18 protein-coding genes, 1 tRNA gene and 2 pseudogenes are annotated in these 15,226 nt (G+C 71.5%); 12 read left to right on the forward strand and 9 right to left on the reverse strand.

What is annotated here, in order from left to right; genetic code table 11:
• Positions 1 to 331: 331 nt before the first annotated feature.
• A complete protein-coding gene (locus JD77_RS20690; RefSeq protein WP_145775791.1) occupies positions 332 to 511 on the reverse strand; it encodes a DUF4236 domain-containing protein in 180 nt (59 codons plus the stop codon).
• A 347-nt stretch (positions 512 to 858) separates the two neighbouring features.
• Between JD77_RS20690 and JD77_RS33855 the strand changes: the two genes are divergently transcribed.
• Positions 859 to 1,014: a hypothetical protein gene (locus JD77_RS33855; RefSeq protein ID WP_246140785.1), complete on the forward strand. Its 156-nt coding sequence runs from the start codon at positions 859 to 861 to the stop codon at positions 1,012 to 1,014.
• On the forward strand, positions 990 to 1,379 hold the full coding sequence (locus JD77_RS20695; RefSeq protein WP_246140787.1) for a flavin reductase family protein: 390 nt from the start codon (positions 990 to 992) through the stop codon (positions 1,377 to 1,379). The genes JD77_RS33855 and JD77_RS20695 overlap by 25 nt, the downstream gene beginning before the upstream one ends.
• A gap of 82 nt (positions 1,380 to 1,461) precedes the next feature.
• Here the strand turns inward: JD77_RS20695 and JD77_RS20700 are convergent, their stop codons facing one another.
• Complete coding sequence (locus JD77_RS20700; protein ID WP_145775792.1) at positions 1,462 to 1,917, reverse strand: RrF2 family transcriptional regulator; 456 nt, start codon at positions 1,915 to 1,917, stop codon at positions 1,462 to 1,464.
• A 4-nt stretch (positions 1,918 to 1,921) separates the two neighbouring features.
• The gene (locus tag JD77_RS20705) at positions 1,922 to 3,070 is read right to left on the reverse strand and encodes a helix-turn-helix transcriptional regulator (protein WP_145775793.1); all 1,149 of its coding nucleotides are present in this window, start codon (positions 3,068 to 3,070) and stop codon (positions 1,922 to 1,924) included.
• Positions 3,071 to 3,250: 180 nt separating this feature from the next.
• On the opposite strand from JD77_RS20705, the gene JD77_RS20710 reads away from it, so the two are divergent.
• Complete coding sequence (locus JD77_RS20710; protein WP_145775794.1) at positions 3,251 to 4,027, forward strand: SDR family oxidoreductase; 777 nt, start codon at positions 3,251 to 3,253, stop codon at positions 4,025 to 4,027.
• A 75-nt stretch (positions 4,028 to 4,102) separates the two neighbouring features.
• On the opposite strand, the gene JD77_RS20715 is transcribed toward JD77_RS20710, so the two are convergent.
• Positions 4,103 to 4,534 carry an SsgA family sporulation/cell division regulator gene (locus JD77_RS20715; protein WP_007457244.1) on the reverse strand — a complete coding sequence of 144 codons (432 nt, stop codon included), beginning with the start codon at positions 4,532 to 4,534 and terminating at the stop codon, positions 4,103 to 4,105.
• Between the two features lie 295 nt (positions 4,535 to 4,829).
• On the opposite strand from JD77_RS20715, the gene JD77_RS20720 reads away from it, so the two are divergent.
• The gene (locus JD77_RS20720; RefSeq protein ID WP_387226245.1) at positions 4,830 to 5,384 is read left to right on the forward strand and encodes a TIGR02611 family protein; all 555 of its coding nucleotides are present in this window, start codon (positions 4,830 to 4,832) and stop codon (positions 5,382 to 5,384) included.
• A gap of 50 nt (positions 5,385 to 5,434) precedes the next feature.
• Positions 5,435 to 5,506, forward strand: a tRNA-Val gene (locus JD77_RS20725).
• A gap of 75 nt (positions 5,507 to 5,581) precedes the next feature.
• On the opposite strand, the pseudogene JD77_RS20730 reads toward JD77_RS20725, so the two are convergent.
• Positions 5,582 to 5,845: pseudogene (locus JD77_RS20730) on the reverse strand (tyrosine-type recombinase/integrase); the annotation flags it as partial.
• 678 nt (positions 5,846 to 6,523) lie between these two features.
• Between JD77_RS20730 and JD77_RS20735 the strand changes: the two are divergent.
• The 3 genes from JD77_RS20735 (at position 6,524) to JD77_RS35540 (ending at position 8,418) form a co-directional block, all read left to right on the forward strand.
• Positions 6,524 to 7,027 carry a DUF892 family protein gene (locus JD77_RS20735; protein WP_145775796.1) on the forward strand — a complete coding sequence of 168 codons (504 nt, stop codon included), beginning with the start codon at positions 6,524 to 6,526 and terminating at the stop codon, positions 7,025 to 7,027.
• Between the two features lie 832 nt (positions 7,028 to 7,859).
• Positions 7,860 to 8,204 carry an inositol monophosphatase family protein gene (locus JD77_RS34805; protein WP_281292108.1) on the forward strand — a complete coding sequence of 115 codons (345 nt, stop codon included), beginning with the start codon at positions 7,860 to 7,862 and terminating at the stop codon, positions 8,202 to 8,204.
• Positions 8,137 to 8,418, forward strand: a complete 282-nt coding sequence (locus JD77_RS35540) for an inositol monophosphatase family protein (protein WP_170286495.1) — start codon at positions 8,137 to 8,139, stop codon at positions 8,416 to 8,418. Before JD77_RS34805 ends, JD77_RS35540 begins: the two co-directional genes overlap by 68 nt.
• A gap of 102 nt (positions 8,419 to 8,520) precedes the next feature.
• On the opposite strand, the gene JD77_RS20755 is transcribed toward JD77_RS35540, so the two are convergent.
• Positions 8,521 to 9,036 (reverse strand): M23 family metallopeptidase, encoded by a 516-nt coding sequence (locus tag JD77_RS20755; RefSeq protein ID WP_145775798.1) that lies wholly within the window; start codon positions 9,034 to 9,036, stop codon positions 8,521 to 8,523.
• Between the two features lie 244 nt (positions 9,037 to 9,280).
• On the opposite strand from JD77_RS20755, the gene JD77_RS20760 reads away from it, so the two are divergent.
• Positions 9,281 to 9,703, forward strand: coding sequence for a DUF6223 family protein (locus JD77_RS20760; RefSeq protein WP_145775799.1), 423 nt, complete (start codon positions 9,281 to 9,283; stop codon positions 9,701 to 9,703).
• Between the two features lie 51 nt (positions 9,704 to 9,754).
• On the opposite strand, the gene JD77_RS20765 is transcribed toward JD77_RS20760, so the two are convergent.
• Together JD77_RS20765 and JD77_RS20770 are read right to left on the reverse strand one after the other, a co-directional pair.
• A complete protein-coding gene (locus tag JD77_RS20765; RefSeq protein WP_145775800.1) occupies positions 9,755 to 10,417 on the reverse strand; it encodes a response regulator in 663 nt (220 codons plus the stop codon).
• Positions 10,414 to 11,559, reverse strand: a complete 1,146-nt coding sequence (locus JD77_RS20770) for a sensor histidine kinase (protein WP_145775801.1) — start codon at positions 11,557 to 11,559, stop codon at positions 10,414 to 10,416. Before JD77_RS20770 ends, JD77_RS20765 begins: the two co-directional genes overlap by 4 nt.
• A 347-nt stretch (positions 11,560 to 11,906) precedes the next feature.
• Between JD77_RS20770 and JD77_RS35545 the strand changes: the two are divergent.
• The 3 genes and pseudogenes from JD77_RS35545 to JD77_RS20780 all read left to right on the forward strand — a co-directional run.
• A pseudogene (locus JD77_RS35545) lies at positions 11,907 to 12,020 on the forward strand (extracellular solute-binding protein); the annotation flags it as partial.
• Positions 12,021 to 12,029: 9 nt separating this feature from the next.
• Positions 12,030 to 12,227 (forward strand): hypothetical protein, encoded by a 198-nt coding sequence (locus JD77_RS33865; protein WP_246140789.1) that lies wholly within the window; start codon positions 12,030 to 12,032, stop codon positions 12,225 to 12,227.
• A 230-nt stretch (positions 12,228 to 12,457) separates the two neighbouring features.
• The gene (locus tag JD77_RS20780) at positions 12,458 to 13,663 is read left to right on the forward strand and encodes a low temperature requirement protein A (RefSeq protein WP_145775802.1); all 1,206 of its coding nucleotides are present in this window, start codon (positions 12,458 to 12,460) and stop codon (positions 13,661 to 13,663) included.
• 21 nt (positions 13,664 to 13,684) lie between these two features.
• On the opposite strand, the gene JD77_RS20785 is transcribed toward JD77_RS20780, so the two are convergent.
• Positions 13,685 to 15,193, reverse strand: coding sequence for a lipase family protein (locus tag JD77_RS20785; RefSeq protein WP_145775803.1), 1,509 nt, complete (start codon positions 15,191 to 15,193; stop codon positions 13,685 to 13,687).
• Positions 15,194 to 15,226 lie beyond the last annotated feature (33 nt).

Raw genomic sequence — 15,226 nt, forward strand, 5'->3', positions numbered from 1 at the left:
CCGACCCTGCTTGGGGCCGCCCTTCGGCGCGGGGGGAGGGGGGCGTCCGGCCCGGCCGGCCGGCGTCGGCGCGCAGGGCGCGCCAATACGTCGGGGCGGGGCCGAAGGGCCGGGGCCGGACCGTGGGGCGCGCCAATATGTCGGGGCGGGGCCGAAGGGCCGGGGCCGGACCGTGGGCGCGCCAATATGTCGGGGCGGGGCCGAAAGGCCGAGGCCGGACCGTGGGGCGGACCGTGGGGCGGGGCCGGACCGTGGGCGGGGCGGAATGGGGCGGGCCGGAACGTGGGGCGGGGCGGGTCGACCAACCGGCGCCCGCCCCACGTTCCGGGCGTCACGCCCGGGACTTGTCCTGCTTCCACGACAGCGGACCCGGCAGGTCGACGCGGTGCGCCCGGGTCCGCGAGTTCCAGGACCATCTGCCGATCTTCACGCTCCACGAGGAGAACCCGTTCTCGGTGAAGTTCAGGACGAGCGGGCCGAACTTCTGACGCTTGCGGAACATCAGGCCCATCGCCGGGCCTCCCTTCGTCACCTTTTCCCTGTCGTGTCGGGATCGGACATGCCCGGAACGGCGATTCGTGAAACTCGCGGGCGTCCGCACTGGACCGCGGCGCCGCCCAGGCCGCAGAATCCTACTTATCAGGTAGGTTTTACCGGATGCTGGGTGCTGGTGAGGTGGTTCCCGGTATCGCGCAGGGCGGTCGGTCGATCGGAGGAGCATCGGATGGACAGTCGCACGGTTGCCGGCGGCCGTAACGGTCAGCCGTGCCGGAGCGCTGACAGAGACAGCGGGGTGCGGCCAGGCCGCCCCCCGTCCCGCCGCAGCCCCGGGCGGTCCGCACCTGGAGAGGAAGACACATGACCGTGGTCGAGTTGCGCCCCGTCGACCGGGAGCTGTTTCGCGCCCTGTTGGCCCGGCAGGCGGCCACGGTCACAGTGGTCACCGCGCCGGGGTCGGCCGGCGGCCGGGGCTGGCCCCCGCTGCCCCGGTGGCGTGCACCGCCACCGCGCTGACCGCGGCGTCGCTGGAGCCGCCGCTGCTGTCGCTCTGCCTCGACCGGCAGCCGTCGAGCCGGCAGGCGATCGGACGCGCCGAGCACCTGGCGGTGCACCTGCTCCCCGCCGGGCAGCGCGGGGCGACCCGGCCCGTCGCCGCCGGTCACCTCGACCCGTTCGCCGCCGACCCGGGCTGGCAGCCGGGCCCGTTCGGCGTCCCACTGCTCGACGGGGCGCTCGCCGTGCTGCTCTGCCGGGCCGTGCAACAGGTGCCGGCGGGCGACCACACGCTGGTCCTCGCCGAGCCGCTCGCCCTCGGGACGGAGCAGAGGGAGGCGCGGGACCAGGCCTACGCCGCCGCGGTCGGCCGGTCGGACCGCTGACCGCCGCCATCCGCGGCGGCCGGGCCCGGCCGGGCGGGTCACTCGGTCATGCCGAGCGGTTTGGTGCACGGCGGGGCACCGGTCACCGGGGCTCCCAGGCGTCCGGGCGGGCGATCAGGCGGCGGATGTGCCCGGGCAGCCGGCCGCTGGCCAGCTCCGCGAGGCTCACCTCGTCGACCACCTGTCGCACCGCCGCCCGCACGGCCACCCAGAGCTGCGGCAGGTTCTCCGCCGCCCCCTCGTAGCTGGTCTCCTCGGGGCGCAGCCCGCGCACCCCGGCGAGCGGGCCGTCGACGGCACGCAGGACCGTCCCGATCGTGATCTCCCTCGGCGGTCGGGCCAGCGTGTAGCCGCCCTCGGCGCCCCGCTGCGCCCGCACGATCCCGGCCCGGCGCAGGTCAGCCAGGACCGCCTCCAGGAACTTGCGAGGCATGTCCTGCTCGCTGGCGATGGCCTGGGTGGACAGCAGTGAGGGGTACGCGGTGGCAAGGCTCAGCACTGCCCGTACCGCGTACTCGCCGCGCGCGGAGATCTGCACGCTCTCATTCTGCCCGGCGGGCCCGCTCCGGCGGATCGGCGGGAGGCCGTGGCCGTACCATCCGGGCGGCCGACCCGGCCCCCGGCCCGCCGCCGGCCCCCGGTGCCCAGCTGCGCCCGTTCTGCGTCTTCCCGGCCGGCTGCGGCTCCCGCGCCCCGTGCGCCGGCCCGGCTGCCCTGTCCCGACCGTTGTTCGCCGCCCCTGCCGCCCCTGCCGCCCCTGCCGGCCCTGCCGCCCCTGCCGCCCCTGCCCGGCGGTCCCGGGCGGCCCGGAACGCGCCCGGGCTCACCCCCACCTCCCGGGTGAAGAACCGGCCGAAGTTCGTCGGTTCCGGGAAGCCGAGCCGGCGGCCGATCCGGGCGATCGGCTCGTCGGTGGCCGCGAGCAGGCGGCGGGCCTCGAGGGCCACCCGCTCGTCGATCACCTGCTTGGCGCTGCGGCCGGTCACCGCCAGGCAGGCCCGGGTCAGGGTACGGACGGAGGAGCCCAGCCGGGCCGCGTAGTCCTCGACCCGCCGGGTGCGCTGGTAGCCGCGCTCGACCTCCCGGCACAGCCGCTCGAAGGTGTGGCTCTCAGCCCGCCGGCCGTCCCCGGGCGCGTCGGCCGGGTCGGGCGCAAGTAGCGCCAGCCGCAGCAGCAGCACGGCGAGCTGGTGGCGCAGCAGGGCGCGGGCGGCGGGCGCGTCCGGGTGCCGCCGGCAGTCCACCACCAGCTGGGTCACCTCGTTGATCATCGCGTCCTCGTCCTCGCCGGCCAGCTGCCGGTACGCCGGCAGGTCGTCCGCGTTCACCCCGAGGCCGCGCAGCGCGGCGGCCCGCCAGCGGACCACCACGGCGTCGAGCTGTGGCCCGACGCAGCGCAGCGCCTGACCGGGGCGGACCCGCAGCAGCGTGCCGGGCCGGCAGGGCAGCGGCCGGAAGTCCAGCTCGGCGGTGCCGTGGCCGCCGGTGACGAGAATCAGCAGGTCCGCGTCGAGCAGGACCGGCCGCCGCCAGCCGGCCGCCCCGGCGAGGTCGCCGAGGGCCAGGGTGTCGAGATCCGCCGACCGGCACGCCAGGTCGTCGCCCGACGGCGGCGCGGCGTGGCTCGGCCGTTCGGCGGGGGTCGCCAGGTCGGGACGGGTTGCCGGGGAGAGCTGACCGGTGGAGACCATCGTCTGCGACGGTAGCCCGGGTCCGGCGCACTCGCATTTCGGCCGAGCGGGCGGCCGGGAGCGGGCGTCTTGCGACCGCGCCTTGTGGGGCCGCCGCGACCCGGTTACGTTACCGATCGGTAGCGTCCGGGCCGGGCGGAGCGCCGCCGGCGCGGCGCGGGAGGCGGCGATGGGATGGGCATGACGGATCTGTTCTCGGTCGAAGGCAAGACGGTCCTGGTCACGGGCGGCTCGCGGGGGATCGGCCTGATGATCGCCCAGGGCTTCGTGCGGGCCGGCGCGCGCGTGATCATCTCGTCCCGCACGGCGGACGTCTGCGCCAAGGTGGCCGACGAACTGTCGGCCGAGGGTCGGTGCGAGGCGATCCCCGCCGACCTGAGCGGCGACGCCGGCGCCGAGGGCCTGGCCGCCGCCGTACGCGAGCGGGTCGACCGGCTCGACGTGCTGGTCAACAACGCGGGCGCCACGTGGGGCGCGCCGCTGGAGGCGTACCCGGAGAGCGCGTTCGACAAGCTGTGGGCGGTCAACGTCAAGGCCGCCTTCCGGCTCACCACAGCCCTGCTGCCGGCGCTGCGCGTGGCGGCCACCGCCGACGACCCGGCCCGAGTGATCAACATCGGCTCGATCGACGGCATCCGCGTGCCGTGGATGGAGGTGTACGCGTACTCGGCCACGAAGGCCGCCGTGCACATGCTCACCCGCAGCCTCGCCCACCAACTCGCCGGCGAGCAGATCACGGTCAACGCGATCGCCCCCGGCCCGTTCGAGAGCAAGATGATGGCCTTCGCGCTGGACGACCCGGCGTCCCGGGCGGCGATCGAGCAGCAGGTGCCGCTCGGCCGGATCGGGCGCCCCGAGGACATGGCCGGCACGGCGATCTACCTGTCGTCCCGCGCGGGGGCGTACCTGACCGGGGCGGTGATCCCGGTCGACGGCGGGATCACCACCCACGGCTGAGCGCGTACGGGAAGTGTGCGGGGCCGGGGCCCGCGCGGACTCGGCAGATCCGCGCGGGCCCCGGCCCGTGCCGTGTCAGCGCCCGGCGAGCAGCCGGTTCACCGCCGTGTCGACGTCCAGGTGTTCGGCCTCCCGGCCACGCGGGACGACGACGTACGTTCGCCGCAGGAAGCGCACCAGGACGCTGCGCGGCACCTCGAACAGGGCGTTGCCGTCCGGGGACGACAGCGCCAGCGCGACGAAGTCGCCGCGCGGAGTGGCCCAGGGCCACACCCGGACGTCGCCGATGCCGGCCGGCTCGTCCAGGCCGGTGACCAGCAGTTCGCGCGCGAACGACCAGCTCACCGCCTCCCCGCCGGCTGATTCGGCGTGGAACAGGACATGGACCGCATACGGGTCAGCAGGGTCGTAGCGCAGACTGGCACGCACCGGCAAGGCGGTGGCGTCAGGTGCGACGAGCCTTAGCGACGTCTCGACCTCTACGGTCGTCGGTCGGATGACACTCATGGACGTTCTCCCCCCGGCACCGCTGCGGAACGCGCGTGTCCCGCTTTTCCCATACTCAGCCGCTACTCCCGGCTACGCTCCGCCATACGCTGACTTCACCCAGTGGTGGGAAGGTGGTCGGAAACGCCGATAGAATGTGAAAATTCTTGTACGATATCCGGTTCTGCCCAGTGCTCGATCCCGCCCGGCATCGGGGTCGTTCAGACGTCGACTTACTCCGGTAACGTCCAGTGGTCCAATGGAGTGACGGGCCCGGGGCACACTGGGGGTGCAAATGGTTACGAACCGATCCTCAGTGGATCCGGTCGCTCGGCCCGGGCGTCCGAAAGTAGGGCCCCGAGCAGCCGAGAGGCGGGGGTACGCGGTGCCGATTGATCAGTACGACCGGCCCGGTCGGGGCGGGCCGGACGACCGCGCGCGCGGGGGCGGCGTGGCCGTCGCCGAGCGGCGCCGCGGGCGCTGGCGGCACCGGCTCCGCACCACCCTCGACCTGATCCGCGCCAACCCCACCGGGCGGATCGCCCTCAAGATCTTCATCTCCGTCCTCGGGGCGATCATCGTCACTGTCGGTATCGCCCTCATTCCATTGCCCGGTCCCGGCTGGCTGCTGGTGATCGCCGGGCTGGGCGTCTGGGCGGTCGAGTTCCACTGGGCCCGCCGGCTGCTCAACTTCACCCGCCGGCACGTCCAACGCTGGACCCGGTGGGCCACCAGCCGGTCCCTGCCGGTGCGGCTCGTGCTCGGCTCCGTGGGCCTGATCTTCGTCGCCGTGGTGCTCTGGCTCTCGCTCAAGTACAGCCTTGGCATCGACCTCCTGGCCCGGCTGCTGCACCACCTTGCGACGCACTGACCCCGGATTCGCCGTCCAGTCCCTCGATCGGGTAGAGTCATCGGCGCTGAGGGCGATTAGCTCAGCGGGAGAGCGCTTCGTTCACACCGAAGAGGTCACTGGTTCGATCCCAGTATCGCCCACGCAGGTCCAAGGCCACTTCCCATGATCGGGAAGTGGCCTTTCTGCTTCTGTACGGCAGCTAAGTACAGCAACCGTCAGCGGCCGAGGGAATCGCCGAGGCGCTCCAATGCGCCGCGGGTGGCCTTGGACGAGACCTGGGTGTAGATCTCCATCGTCACGGAGAAGCGGGCGTGCCGGAGCACCTGCATGGCGACTCGCGGGTGGACGTCGAGGTCGGCCAGGAGCGTGGCGCAGGTACGCCTGGCGTCGTGGACGGTGATCCCCTTGACGCCTGCTCTTTCGCACCGGGTCTACCAGGAGCGCTGAAAGTTGCGCGGTTCGATGGGTGTGCCATAGCGGTGTGCTCGACGAGCGCCAGAGTGACACCGGGTACCGACACGTCAACCCACCGTGACCCGGGAGGCTGTGGTGGGACGGCCGGCTACCGGCCGGTGTGGGAGGACTTTCTGTACGTCTATGAACCGCGCCGAACGCCCGGCGGCTGGCGCGGAGAGCGGTGAGCCCGAGCGGGCCGCAGCAGAACGAAAGACCTTTGACCGGTGAGGGGTGGGGCCGGCAGCCGGCCGGGCCGTGCAGCCAGCAGCCCGCGCGGCGTAGGGGAGGGCACGCCGGCGGCGTCGGCGAACTGGCCGCGGTCGCGAGGTTGCGGTCAGAGCGCCTCCGGCGGGGGCGCTCCGGCTCCAGGATGGCTAGGACTCCGCCGGCGGGCCACGGTCCGTGGGTGGTTGCGATAGGCCATCCCGTCTGCCATCGACCCGGGCGAGCCGAGCAGGCCACCGCCCGACCCGCCAGCGTCCGTACGAGCCGTCAAGGGCCGCTTGACGTGGTGGGCCGGGCGGCGGCCCGCTCCCCAGGAGGGGCGGGTCGAGGGCAGACGGGATGGCCTGTTCATCCTTCTCGGCTTCTCGTGTCGACATGCGCAAATTTACACCCTTCCTGCTGGCTGGCCTGCCGCGTTTTGGTGGTTTCTGAACGGGTAGGCCGTGGCGGCTCGCCAGCGAGGTCAGGAGGAGCACATGGCGATTAATACGACGCGTGACCTGTTCATCTATGAGCTAGGCATACTAGGTGAAATGGAGATATCCGGGCGGCGCATTCTCGACTTCTTGGCCCATCGAGTTAGTGGCGATCTCAGGCAAATCGTGCGGCGCAAGCAACAGGAATGCGTGCAGTGGAATCACAACATCAACTCCTGCGCCAAGGCATTCGGAACCTCCCTGCTTTCAACGCGGTCCGACACTGTTGAAGGCATGTATGGGCGATTTGAAACCTTCGTACGCACAAACCCCTCAGCGGACATGGCTGATCAATTCGCAGTCGATACTCTGATCCGGTTCCTATACCTCACCATTGCGGCACACAAGACCCTTTTTGATTGGGCGGTTCTTATGAGTGAGGGCCAGTGTGTCCAGCATCTACACACCAACCTCGTCCAGAAGCAGGAGAGTGTGGCCGAAATCGAACGGTACGGCCACGAATTGGGCGTACGACTCCTAGCTCCCGTCGCCCGGCCCGCGTGAGCTTATATCGGGCACCCACAGGGGCTATGCGGCCGACGAGGGCCAGGTCCAGGCCGTCACCAGGCCGTCGGAGGTCGATCGAGAGCGACCAACGACGAGAGATGGTGACGACGTCTGACCAGGTGGCAAGGCGTGGCCGGCGCCGATGACCAGGCCGGCCGGGGTCGCCTTACCTGTAGTTGGTAAACTGAGGGTAGGCGGAAGGGGCCTCTCAGGCTCGTATCCAGAACTGCCAGTCATCAGGCGCAGGAGGCCACGACGGATCGGGACGCCAGCCCTGGGCCGGGACCCAACCTGCGGGCGGGGGTGGCCATCCCGGCGGAACCACGAACCGCCATTGCTGCATTGGGGCAACATCGCGTCCGGGGCTCTCTGCGGTCGCCTGCTGTGCTGGCCGGGCTCCCTCAGCCGCTGGCGGCGCATCCAACCACGCATCAGTCAGCGAACTGGCCTTGCACACGTTCAGCGTGACGTCGGCCTTGACCCCGGTTGCCCTTCAGGACTGCATGGGCGGCCGTCAACATGCCGAGTTCCGAGAGGTGGGCGAGCACCGGCAGCATCTCGGCTGACGTCGCAAGGCTCAAAGTGCCAGCAGGCTCCCCGTTGACTCGAACCTCTACCAGCGTTCGCGTCGATCGGTACGGTGGGGCGGTGACGACTGACAGGGCTGGGCTGAGCAGCACCCGATCCGCTGAGGCGTAGGGCTCCGTGGTCATGACGTGCTCGACCAGGCGGGCGAACGGGACCAGCCCGGTGGAGGGCTCACAGCGGCCGAACACCCTGCCGGGGTGCACGAGATGGGCAACTTCTGACCCTGATAGCGTCGTCGGTCGTGGGTGGCGCTGATGACTTGCGACTCGCGCTCGACACGTCGGATCTGGCGGCTGACCTCGCGCTCGCTTACTTCGAGTCTGGCGTTTCCGCAACGCTGAAGGCCGACGGCACACCAGTCACGGAAGCCGACCGGGCGGTCGAACGATTGTTTCGCGAGATGTTGTCTGCGGCGGGGCCAGGGGATGGTCTCCTCGGCGAGGAACTTGGTCAACTCGGTGAGTCCGATCGGGTCTGGATCATCGACCCGGTCGACGGCACGTCGTTCTTCAGCCGGCGTGACCCGAATTGGCGAGGCCCGCGCACCGGCAAGCCCCCTCCCGCTCGTCGAGCTTGTTCGTGGTGAAATCGATGCCTTCCTGGTCGAGCGCTACCACATCTGGGATCACACGCCATGGATCCTTCTCGTCGAGGAAGCGGGCGGCCGTTTCACCGATCGAACCGGGGGACATGCGGGCGATCGGGGCGGTGGCCTGTACTCCAACGCCAACTTGCACAGTCAGTTGCTCACCGCGCTTCACTACCCGGCGCGGTCAGAGGCGGCTGTCGACCGCTCCTAGCCGGGACGAGGACAGCCGCCAGGAACATCCCGTCCGGCGGCGACGGCCGCCCGGGTTCAACCGGCGGGCCGCCGCGCGGGGACGGGGGGTGTCGATCCGTGATCAGCAGCCGGCGGTACGCGTGTAGTTCCTCGTCCCGAAGTAGAGGGCAAGGTTGCCGCTGAACCGCACCTTGATGTCGCTGCCGTTCAGCCGCTGCTCGTAGTGCAGGTGCGAGCCGGAGGAGCCGCCGCTGTTGCCCACGTATCCGATGGTGGTGCTGTAGCCGACGGACTGGCCGACCGAGACGTTGAACCCGCTGAGGTGGGCGTAGTAGGTGGTGTACCCGTTGCCGTGGTTGATCCGCACGTACCGGCCGTAGCTGGTGTCACCGAGGTTGGCGACCACGTCCACGGTGCCCGGGGCGCTGGCCTTGACCGGATCGCCGTGGTCGTCGGTCCGGTTGAAGTCGATCGCGTACTGCGGGCTGTGCGTGGTGCGGGTCTGACCGGACCACGTCTGGTTGCACGGGAACGGCGTCCGGAACGACGGCGCGGCGGCGGCGGGCGACGCTGGAACCAGGAACGCGGCGGTCGCCAGCACGGCGACGCTGAGGAAACTCGTCAGGTGGGAACGCATCCCACACCTCCACGGTCATAGTCTTCGATCTTTCCGTTGGATGATGTCAGAAGTTTCATCGATCGAATGGCATCCGCCGATCCGTCGACAGCGGAAGCGGAGGGGAGACAACCGTGGCGGTACGGCGCCCGGAGCGCGCGCAACCCTGGTGGTAGGCCCATTGGCAACTCCGGCATGACGACTCGTGACCACACCCGTACATACGCTGCCGCCTGTACTCGTCATGCGAGCGAAGGGATCCTCGATGTACGTCCGTCACCTGCTTGCCGCCGCCGGAGCCGCCCTGCTCGGGGGGTTCGGACTTGCCGCGCCGGCAGCCGCGCACGTCGCGAACCAGCCGATCGCCGCCAGTGTCTACACCATGAGCGCCGGGCGACTCGGGGCCATCGCCGCCGGCGTGCTCGGGCTGACCGGCGTGGTCATGGGTGTGCGGGCGCTGATCCGCCCCGCCAGCCGTGTCGGCACCGGCTCCGGACGCCTCGGAGCCACCGTAGCCCTGGTGGCGGGGCTGATCGGCATGTCCCTCGGTGGGCTGGTCGTGGCCACCTCCGACGGTGGTATCGGCACCGGCAACGGGCGAGGCGGTGCCTACGTGGCCCTGGTGGTGGGACTGATTGCCGTCGTCCTCGGCGGGTTGGCCCTGGTTCGCTTCCGCCGCACCGCCTGACCGGCCGAGCCGGCCATGCCGCCGGGTCGGCGGGCGTACCCGGAGGCCGGGTCAGGAGCGGGCGAGCCAGCCGGGTACGGCCAGGCCGGACTCGTACGCGAGGATCACCAACTGGGCCCGGTCCCGGACCCGGGTCTTGGTCATGATCCGGCTGACGTGCGTCTTCGCGGTGGCCGGGCTCAGCACCAGCCGCGCCGCGATCTCGTCGTTGGACAGCCCGGCGGCGACCAGCGCCATCACCTCACGCTCCCGCTCGGTGAGCACGTTCAGTCGCGGCCCTGGGTCGGGATACGCGGCGCGGGCGCCGAACTCGGATATCAGTCGGCGGGTGATCGACGGCGCGATCAGCGCGTCACCGCGGGCCACCACCCGTACCCCGTGGATCAGCTCCGCCGGCTCGGTGTCCTTCACCAGGAAACCGCTCGCGCCGGCCCGCAGCGCGCCATAGACGTAGTCGTCGAGGTCGAACGTCGTCAGGATGATCACGCGGACATCGGAACTCGCGGCGATCTGCCGGGTGGCGGCCAGGCCGTCCAGCCCGGGCATCCGGATGTCCATGAGGACGACATCCGGCCGCAGCTGCCGGGCGAGCCGCACCGCCTCGGCACCGTCGGCGGCCTCGCCGACGACCTCGATGCCGTCCTCACCGTCGAGGATGGACCGGAACCCGGCGCGTACCAGGTTCTGGTCGTCGGCGAGCAACACCCGGATCATGCTGGCACCCCCGCTTTCACCGGGCGGGGTTGGAGCGGGAGGCGGGCGCGGACCCGGAAGCCGCCGTCGGGGCCGGGGCCCGTGGTCAGCGAACCGCTCAGCGCCCGGACCCGCTCACCCATGCCGCGGATCCCGTTGCCGGGCGGGCCCGGCGCGCCACTGCCGTCGTCCTCGACCTCCACCAGCACGTCGTCGCGGTCGGGCCGAATCCGGATCACCGCCGTGGTCGCGGCGGCGTGCCGGGTCACGTTGGTGAGCGCCTCCTGGACGATCCGGTACGCCGCCAGGTCGACGTCCGGCGGCAGCGGCCGGGTTTCGGTCAGCTCGGTGCGGATCTCCAACCCGGACCGGCCGGCTGTCGTGACCAGCTCGTAGAGGCGGTTCAGCCCGGGCGGGGGAGCGGCCGGTGCCTCGTCCTCCTGCCGCAGCATGCCGAGCGTCGTACGCAACTCGCGCAGCGTCTCCTTGCTCGTCTGTTTGATCGCGGTGAGCGCCTGCGTGGACCGGGCGGGGTCCGGGCGGTGCAGTGCGGCGCTGGCCTGCACGTTGATCAGCGAGAGGTGATGGCCGAGCGCGTCGTGCAGCTCGCGGGCGATGCGCAGCCGCTCCTCCGTGGCTCGGCGCCGGGCCTCCTCCGCCGTGCGCTGCTCCGCGGCGAGCACCCGGGCCTGCGCCTCGGCGAGGTAGGCCCGGCGGTTGCGGGTCACGCCGACGATGACGGCGATGAGCCAACCGGCGTGCAGCAGGGTCGCCCCGTTCACGCTCGCGGCTGTCCGGTTGTAGCTGTCCGCGACGGCGAAGGCGACCACCGAGGCGAGACCGAGCCCGATGGCGACGGCGAGGTGCCCCTCGTCGACGACGGTGTAGAGCGCGACGACGAACACCAGCATGATCGGCCCGGGCCGGTGCAGCAACGCTCCGTAGGCGCCGACGGCCGCCAGCGCCGCCACACCCACCGGCAGCGGATGGCGACGGCGGACGTACAGCGCACCGGAGGAGGCCAGCACGGCCAGCAGCGCCGCCCATTCGGCGGCGGTGTCGATGCCGCCCGACTGCACCACGAGGCCGGCGAGGGCGACCAGGCCGACGACGAGCACCAGGGCCATGTTCGCGGCCCGGCCGTGCCATCGCCACGTCAACATGAGCCGAAGCCTAATCTCCCGCAACTCGCCGGGAGAAGGGTCGGCCGTCAGTGTGTCGGGCGAGGACGACGCCCAGGTGGGCGCGTGTGGTGGACCTCGAACGTGCCAGCTGGGCGCGCCGCACCCTCACGGCGTTCGTCGCCCTCGTCGCCGCCACCGCCCTGACAGGGTGCGGTGGCTGCTGGAGCAGCTGCTCGCCACCGACGGCAAGGAGTACTGCGACAACGACAACGGGCGCCAGGGCCTGGCGACGAAGGTGCAGTTCGACCAGGAGACCGCCGTGCGCGTCGCGCAGTGGTGGACGGACCTGGTGAAGGGCGGCTACGCGACCAACACCCTCGCTGTGGATCAACGGGGTCGGCCACAGCGCCAAGGAGAAGCGGGCCGCCTGGGAGTTCGCGAAGTTCGCCGCCGGCCCGGTCGAGCAGGCCAAGTGGCACACCGGCACGGGGTACGTGCCGATCAACGCCGTGGACCAGCTGCACGCGCCGCCGCCGTCGGTCGCGTCCGCCGGCTGCCTGCTGGGCGTGATGCCGCAGGCCCGTAAGGCGTCCGAGGACGGTCTGGAGGCGGCGATCGTCGGTAGCAAGCCGGCCGACCAGGCCATGAAGGACGCCGCGGCGAGCGTGCAGGGCGCCATCGACAGTTACAACAAGTCGGTCGGCTGACCGCCGCGCCGGCGCGAACGAGCCGGATGCCGAGAAGGGCCAGCTCCGTCGGGGCTGGCCCTTCTCCCGTGCGGACCGTCGCTGGCCGCCACCACGCCGACCGGGCGGCGCGGCGACTGCGGCCGGGTCGAAAATGGGTACGCCTGCGCCGGTTTCTCCGCGCGCCGAAGCGGCGGATGGCAGTGTGGGGCTTCGACGACGTGGCCGGACGGCGGGCGGGTTCAGCGACGATGGCAGGCGGCACTGACCTGATCAGAAGGGGTGGAAGCCCGCAGCAGGCGACCTTCCTGGAGCTCTTCTTCGATCTGGCCTTCGTCTTCGTCATCGAGCGGGTCGCGTTGCGGATCACCGACCTGCTGGCCCGTCCCGGCATCGCCGAGGGGTGGATCGCCTTCCCGGCGGTGGGCAGGACCCTGCTGCTGCTTCTGCCGCTGACCTGGGTCTGGACCCTGACGGCTTGGACCACGGCCAGGTTCGACCCACGCCGCCTCCCGGTGCAGGCCGTGGTCATCGTGACCATGTTCGGCATTCTGATCATGTCAGCCGCGCTGCCCAGCGCGTTCGACGGCGGCGGCCCGGCCTTCGTCGCGGCGTACGTCGGCATTCAGGTCGGCCGGTCCGTCGCCTTCGTCGTCATCCTGCGCGGACACGATCAGCGGCCGACCTTCGTCCGCGAGCTCGTCTGGTTCACGCTGGCCGGCGTCCTGTGGGTGGCAGGGGCGCTGACCCACGACGGGACCCGGGTCTGGCTGTGGTTCTCCGCCGCGGCCCTGGACTATCTCGCGGCCAGGTTCGGGTGGCCGGTACCCGGGCTCGGCCGGCTCCGTGTCACCGTGTGGGCGGCCGCCGGCACGCACCTGGCCGACCGCTACCGGCAGTTCCTCCTCATCGCCCTCGGTGAATCCGTACTGGCGCTCGCGGTTTCCTACACCACGGGCCTGTACGACGTGGAATCCACCGCGGCGTTCGTGATCTGCTTCGTCACGACCGTCCTGCTCTGGCGGATCTACTTCTACCGAGCCGGGCAGATCCTCACCGACGCCATCGCCGCGTCCAGGAACCCGACCCACCTCGGCCGCGTGGCCGCCTTCACCCACGGAGTCATGGTCCTCGGCATCATCATGACCGCCGTCGGCTACGAACTCGTCATCCCGCATCCACTCGGCCACACCGAGGACGCCTGGATAGTGGTCATGTTCGGCGGCCCCGCCCTGTTCACCGCCGGGCGTGCCCACTTCGAGTACGTGGTGTTCGCCCGGGTCTCCCGCCCCCGGCTGATCGGGATTCTCGTCCTCGCCCTCGCGGCCCCGCTGATGACCCTTCTGCCACCCCTCGCCGTCGCGCTCACCGTCGCACTGGTCCTGGCCGGGATCGCCGCCGCCGACGCCGCCCGGGCCAGGGGACGCCCGCTGGAAGCCCCGTCGCCACCCCGCTGAGCGTGCCCGGGACCGCCGCGGTCAGGTCCTGCTGACCGGGCCGCAGAACCGGGTCGGCGTGAAGGGCCGGCCGGGTGCCGCGGCGGGCCGCCACACCGGATTCACCCGGACCGCCAGGGCGGGCGCATGCCAGGCGTCCCCCAGCCGTTGGAGCAGGCCGAACTCGGGCTGGCGCCGGTTGATGTCGGCACCGGCGAGGAAGTCGATCAAGTCGGCGTCCGCGGCCGGCTTGCCGATGACCCCGCCGTGGAAGGTCGGCACCTCGACCACCGGGATCCTGATCGGCTGGCCGGGTGGGGCCTCGCCCGCGGTCACGGTCGGCAGGAAGGCGATCACCCGTACTCCCGGGACGGGGCAGAGCGTCTGGTAGCGGTAGAAGGGGGCGCCCTCCAGTAGCGAGCGGACGAACGGCTCGTCGGGCGTGCTGGCCGTCCTGTTGCCGATGTCCGTCACCTGGAACATCAACCGCAGCAGCCAACCGGGGGCCAGCCCCCAGCCGCTGCGGGCGTCCGGGGGCGGGTAGTACGTGCGTCCGGCGCGGACCAGCGGACTGAACATCGCCAGCGCCCGCACCGGAGAGCCGGGCCGGTCGCGCAGGTAGGTGCGCGCCACCATTACCCCCTCGCTCTGTGCCACCAGGGCGATCGGCCGGCCGGTCCGCCGGTGCACGGCCTCGACCTGCGCCGCGAGCAGGCGGGAACTGGACTCCAGTGACCGGTGGGTGGCCTCCGACCGGTACGGCAGCGGGCGGCCACCTGAGTCCAGGCCCAGATACGAGAACCGCTCCACGTTCGGGTCCGCCGCGGGTCGGCCGTCGTACGCGGAGTTGTGCCCGGCGAGCAGGAGCACCGCGTAGGGCACCTGCGGCGGCAGCGGCTGGTTGAAGATCGGCGGTGTGAAGGTGTTCGCCTGTTCGCGGGGCTGGGAGAGCGCCTGCACCGTCAGTGGAACGGCCAGGGCCAGCACCGCGACGACCGGCACGACCGGCACCCGCCGCCAGCGTGTCCGGGTCTGGAGGACGGCGGCCCGCACCGTGCGATTCCACAGCAGGCCGTTGACCGCGCCGGTGACCGCGGTGACGAGTGGCGTCCACGCTTCGGGGGTGCTCCAGACCAGCCCGCCGGCCACGGTGATCACGACGAAGTTCAGCAGCGCCCAGCCGACCATCTCGGCCGACGGCAGTCCCCGCCACAGGCTCAGACCCACCGACATCCGTTGCAGGAAGGGGGCGAGCAGCAGCATCGGGATCAGCGCGGCGAACAGGAACCAGGACAGCGAGACCGCCGACGCGCCGACCGCGTACGCGGCGAAGGGCAGGACGAGGACCGCGCCGATCGCCGCCACCCCGACGTTACGCAGCACCAGCGTCCGGTACGGCGGCCGTGGCGCGCGAGCGGGCCAGGCCAGGCTGACTATCGCCGCGCAGAGCACCCCACGCAGTGCGATCAGGACCAGCAGACCGGACCAGAACAGCCACCAGGAGTCGTGGTAGACCAGCAGCCACCGCATGTCGTGGTAGGCAGCCGGCACCGCCCCGCCCCGCTGGTCGGGGCGGGGCGGATA

The sequence above is a fragment of the Micromonospora olivasterospora genome (assembly GCF_007830265.1).
Lineage (GTDB): Bacteria > Actinomycetota > Actinomycetes > Mycobacteriales > Micromonosporaceae > Micromonospora > Micromonospora olivasterospora.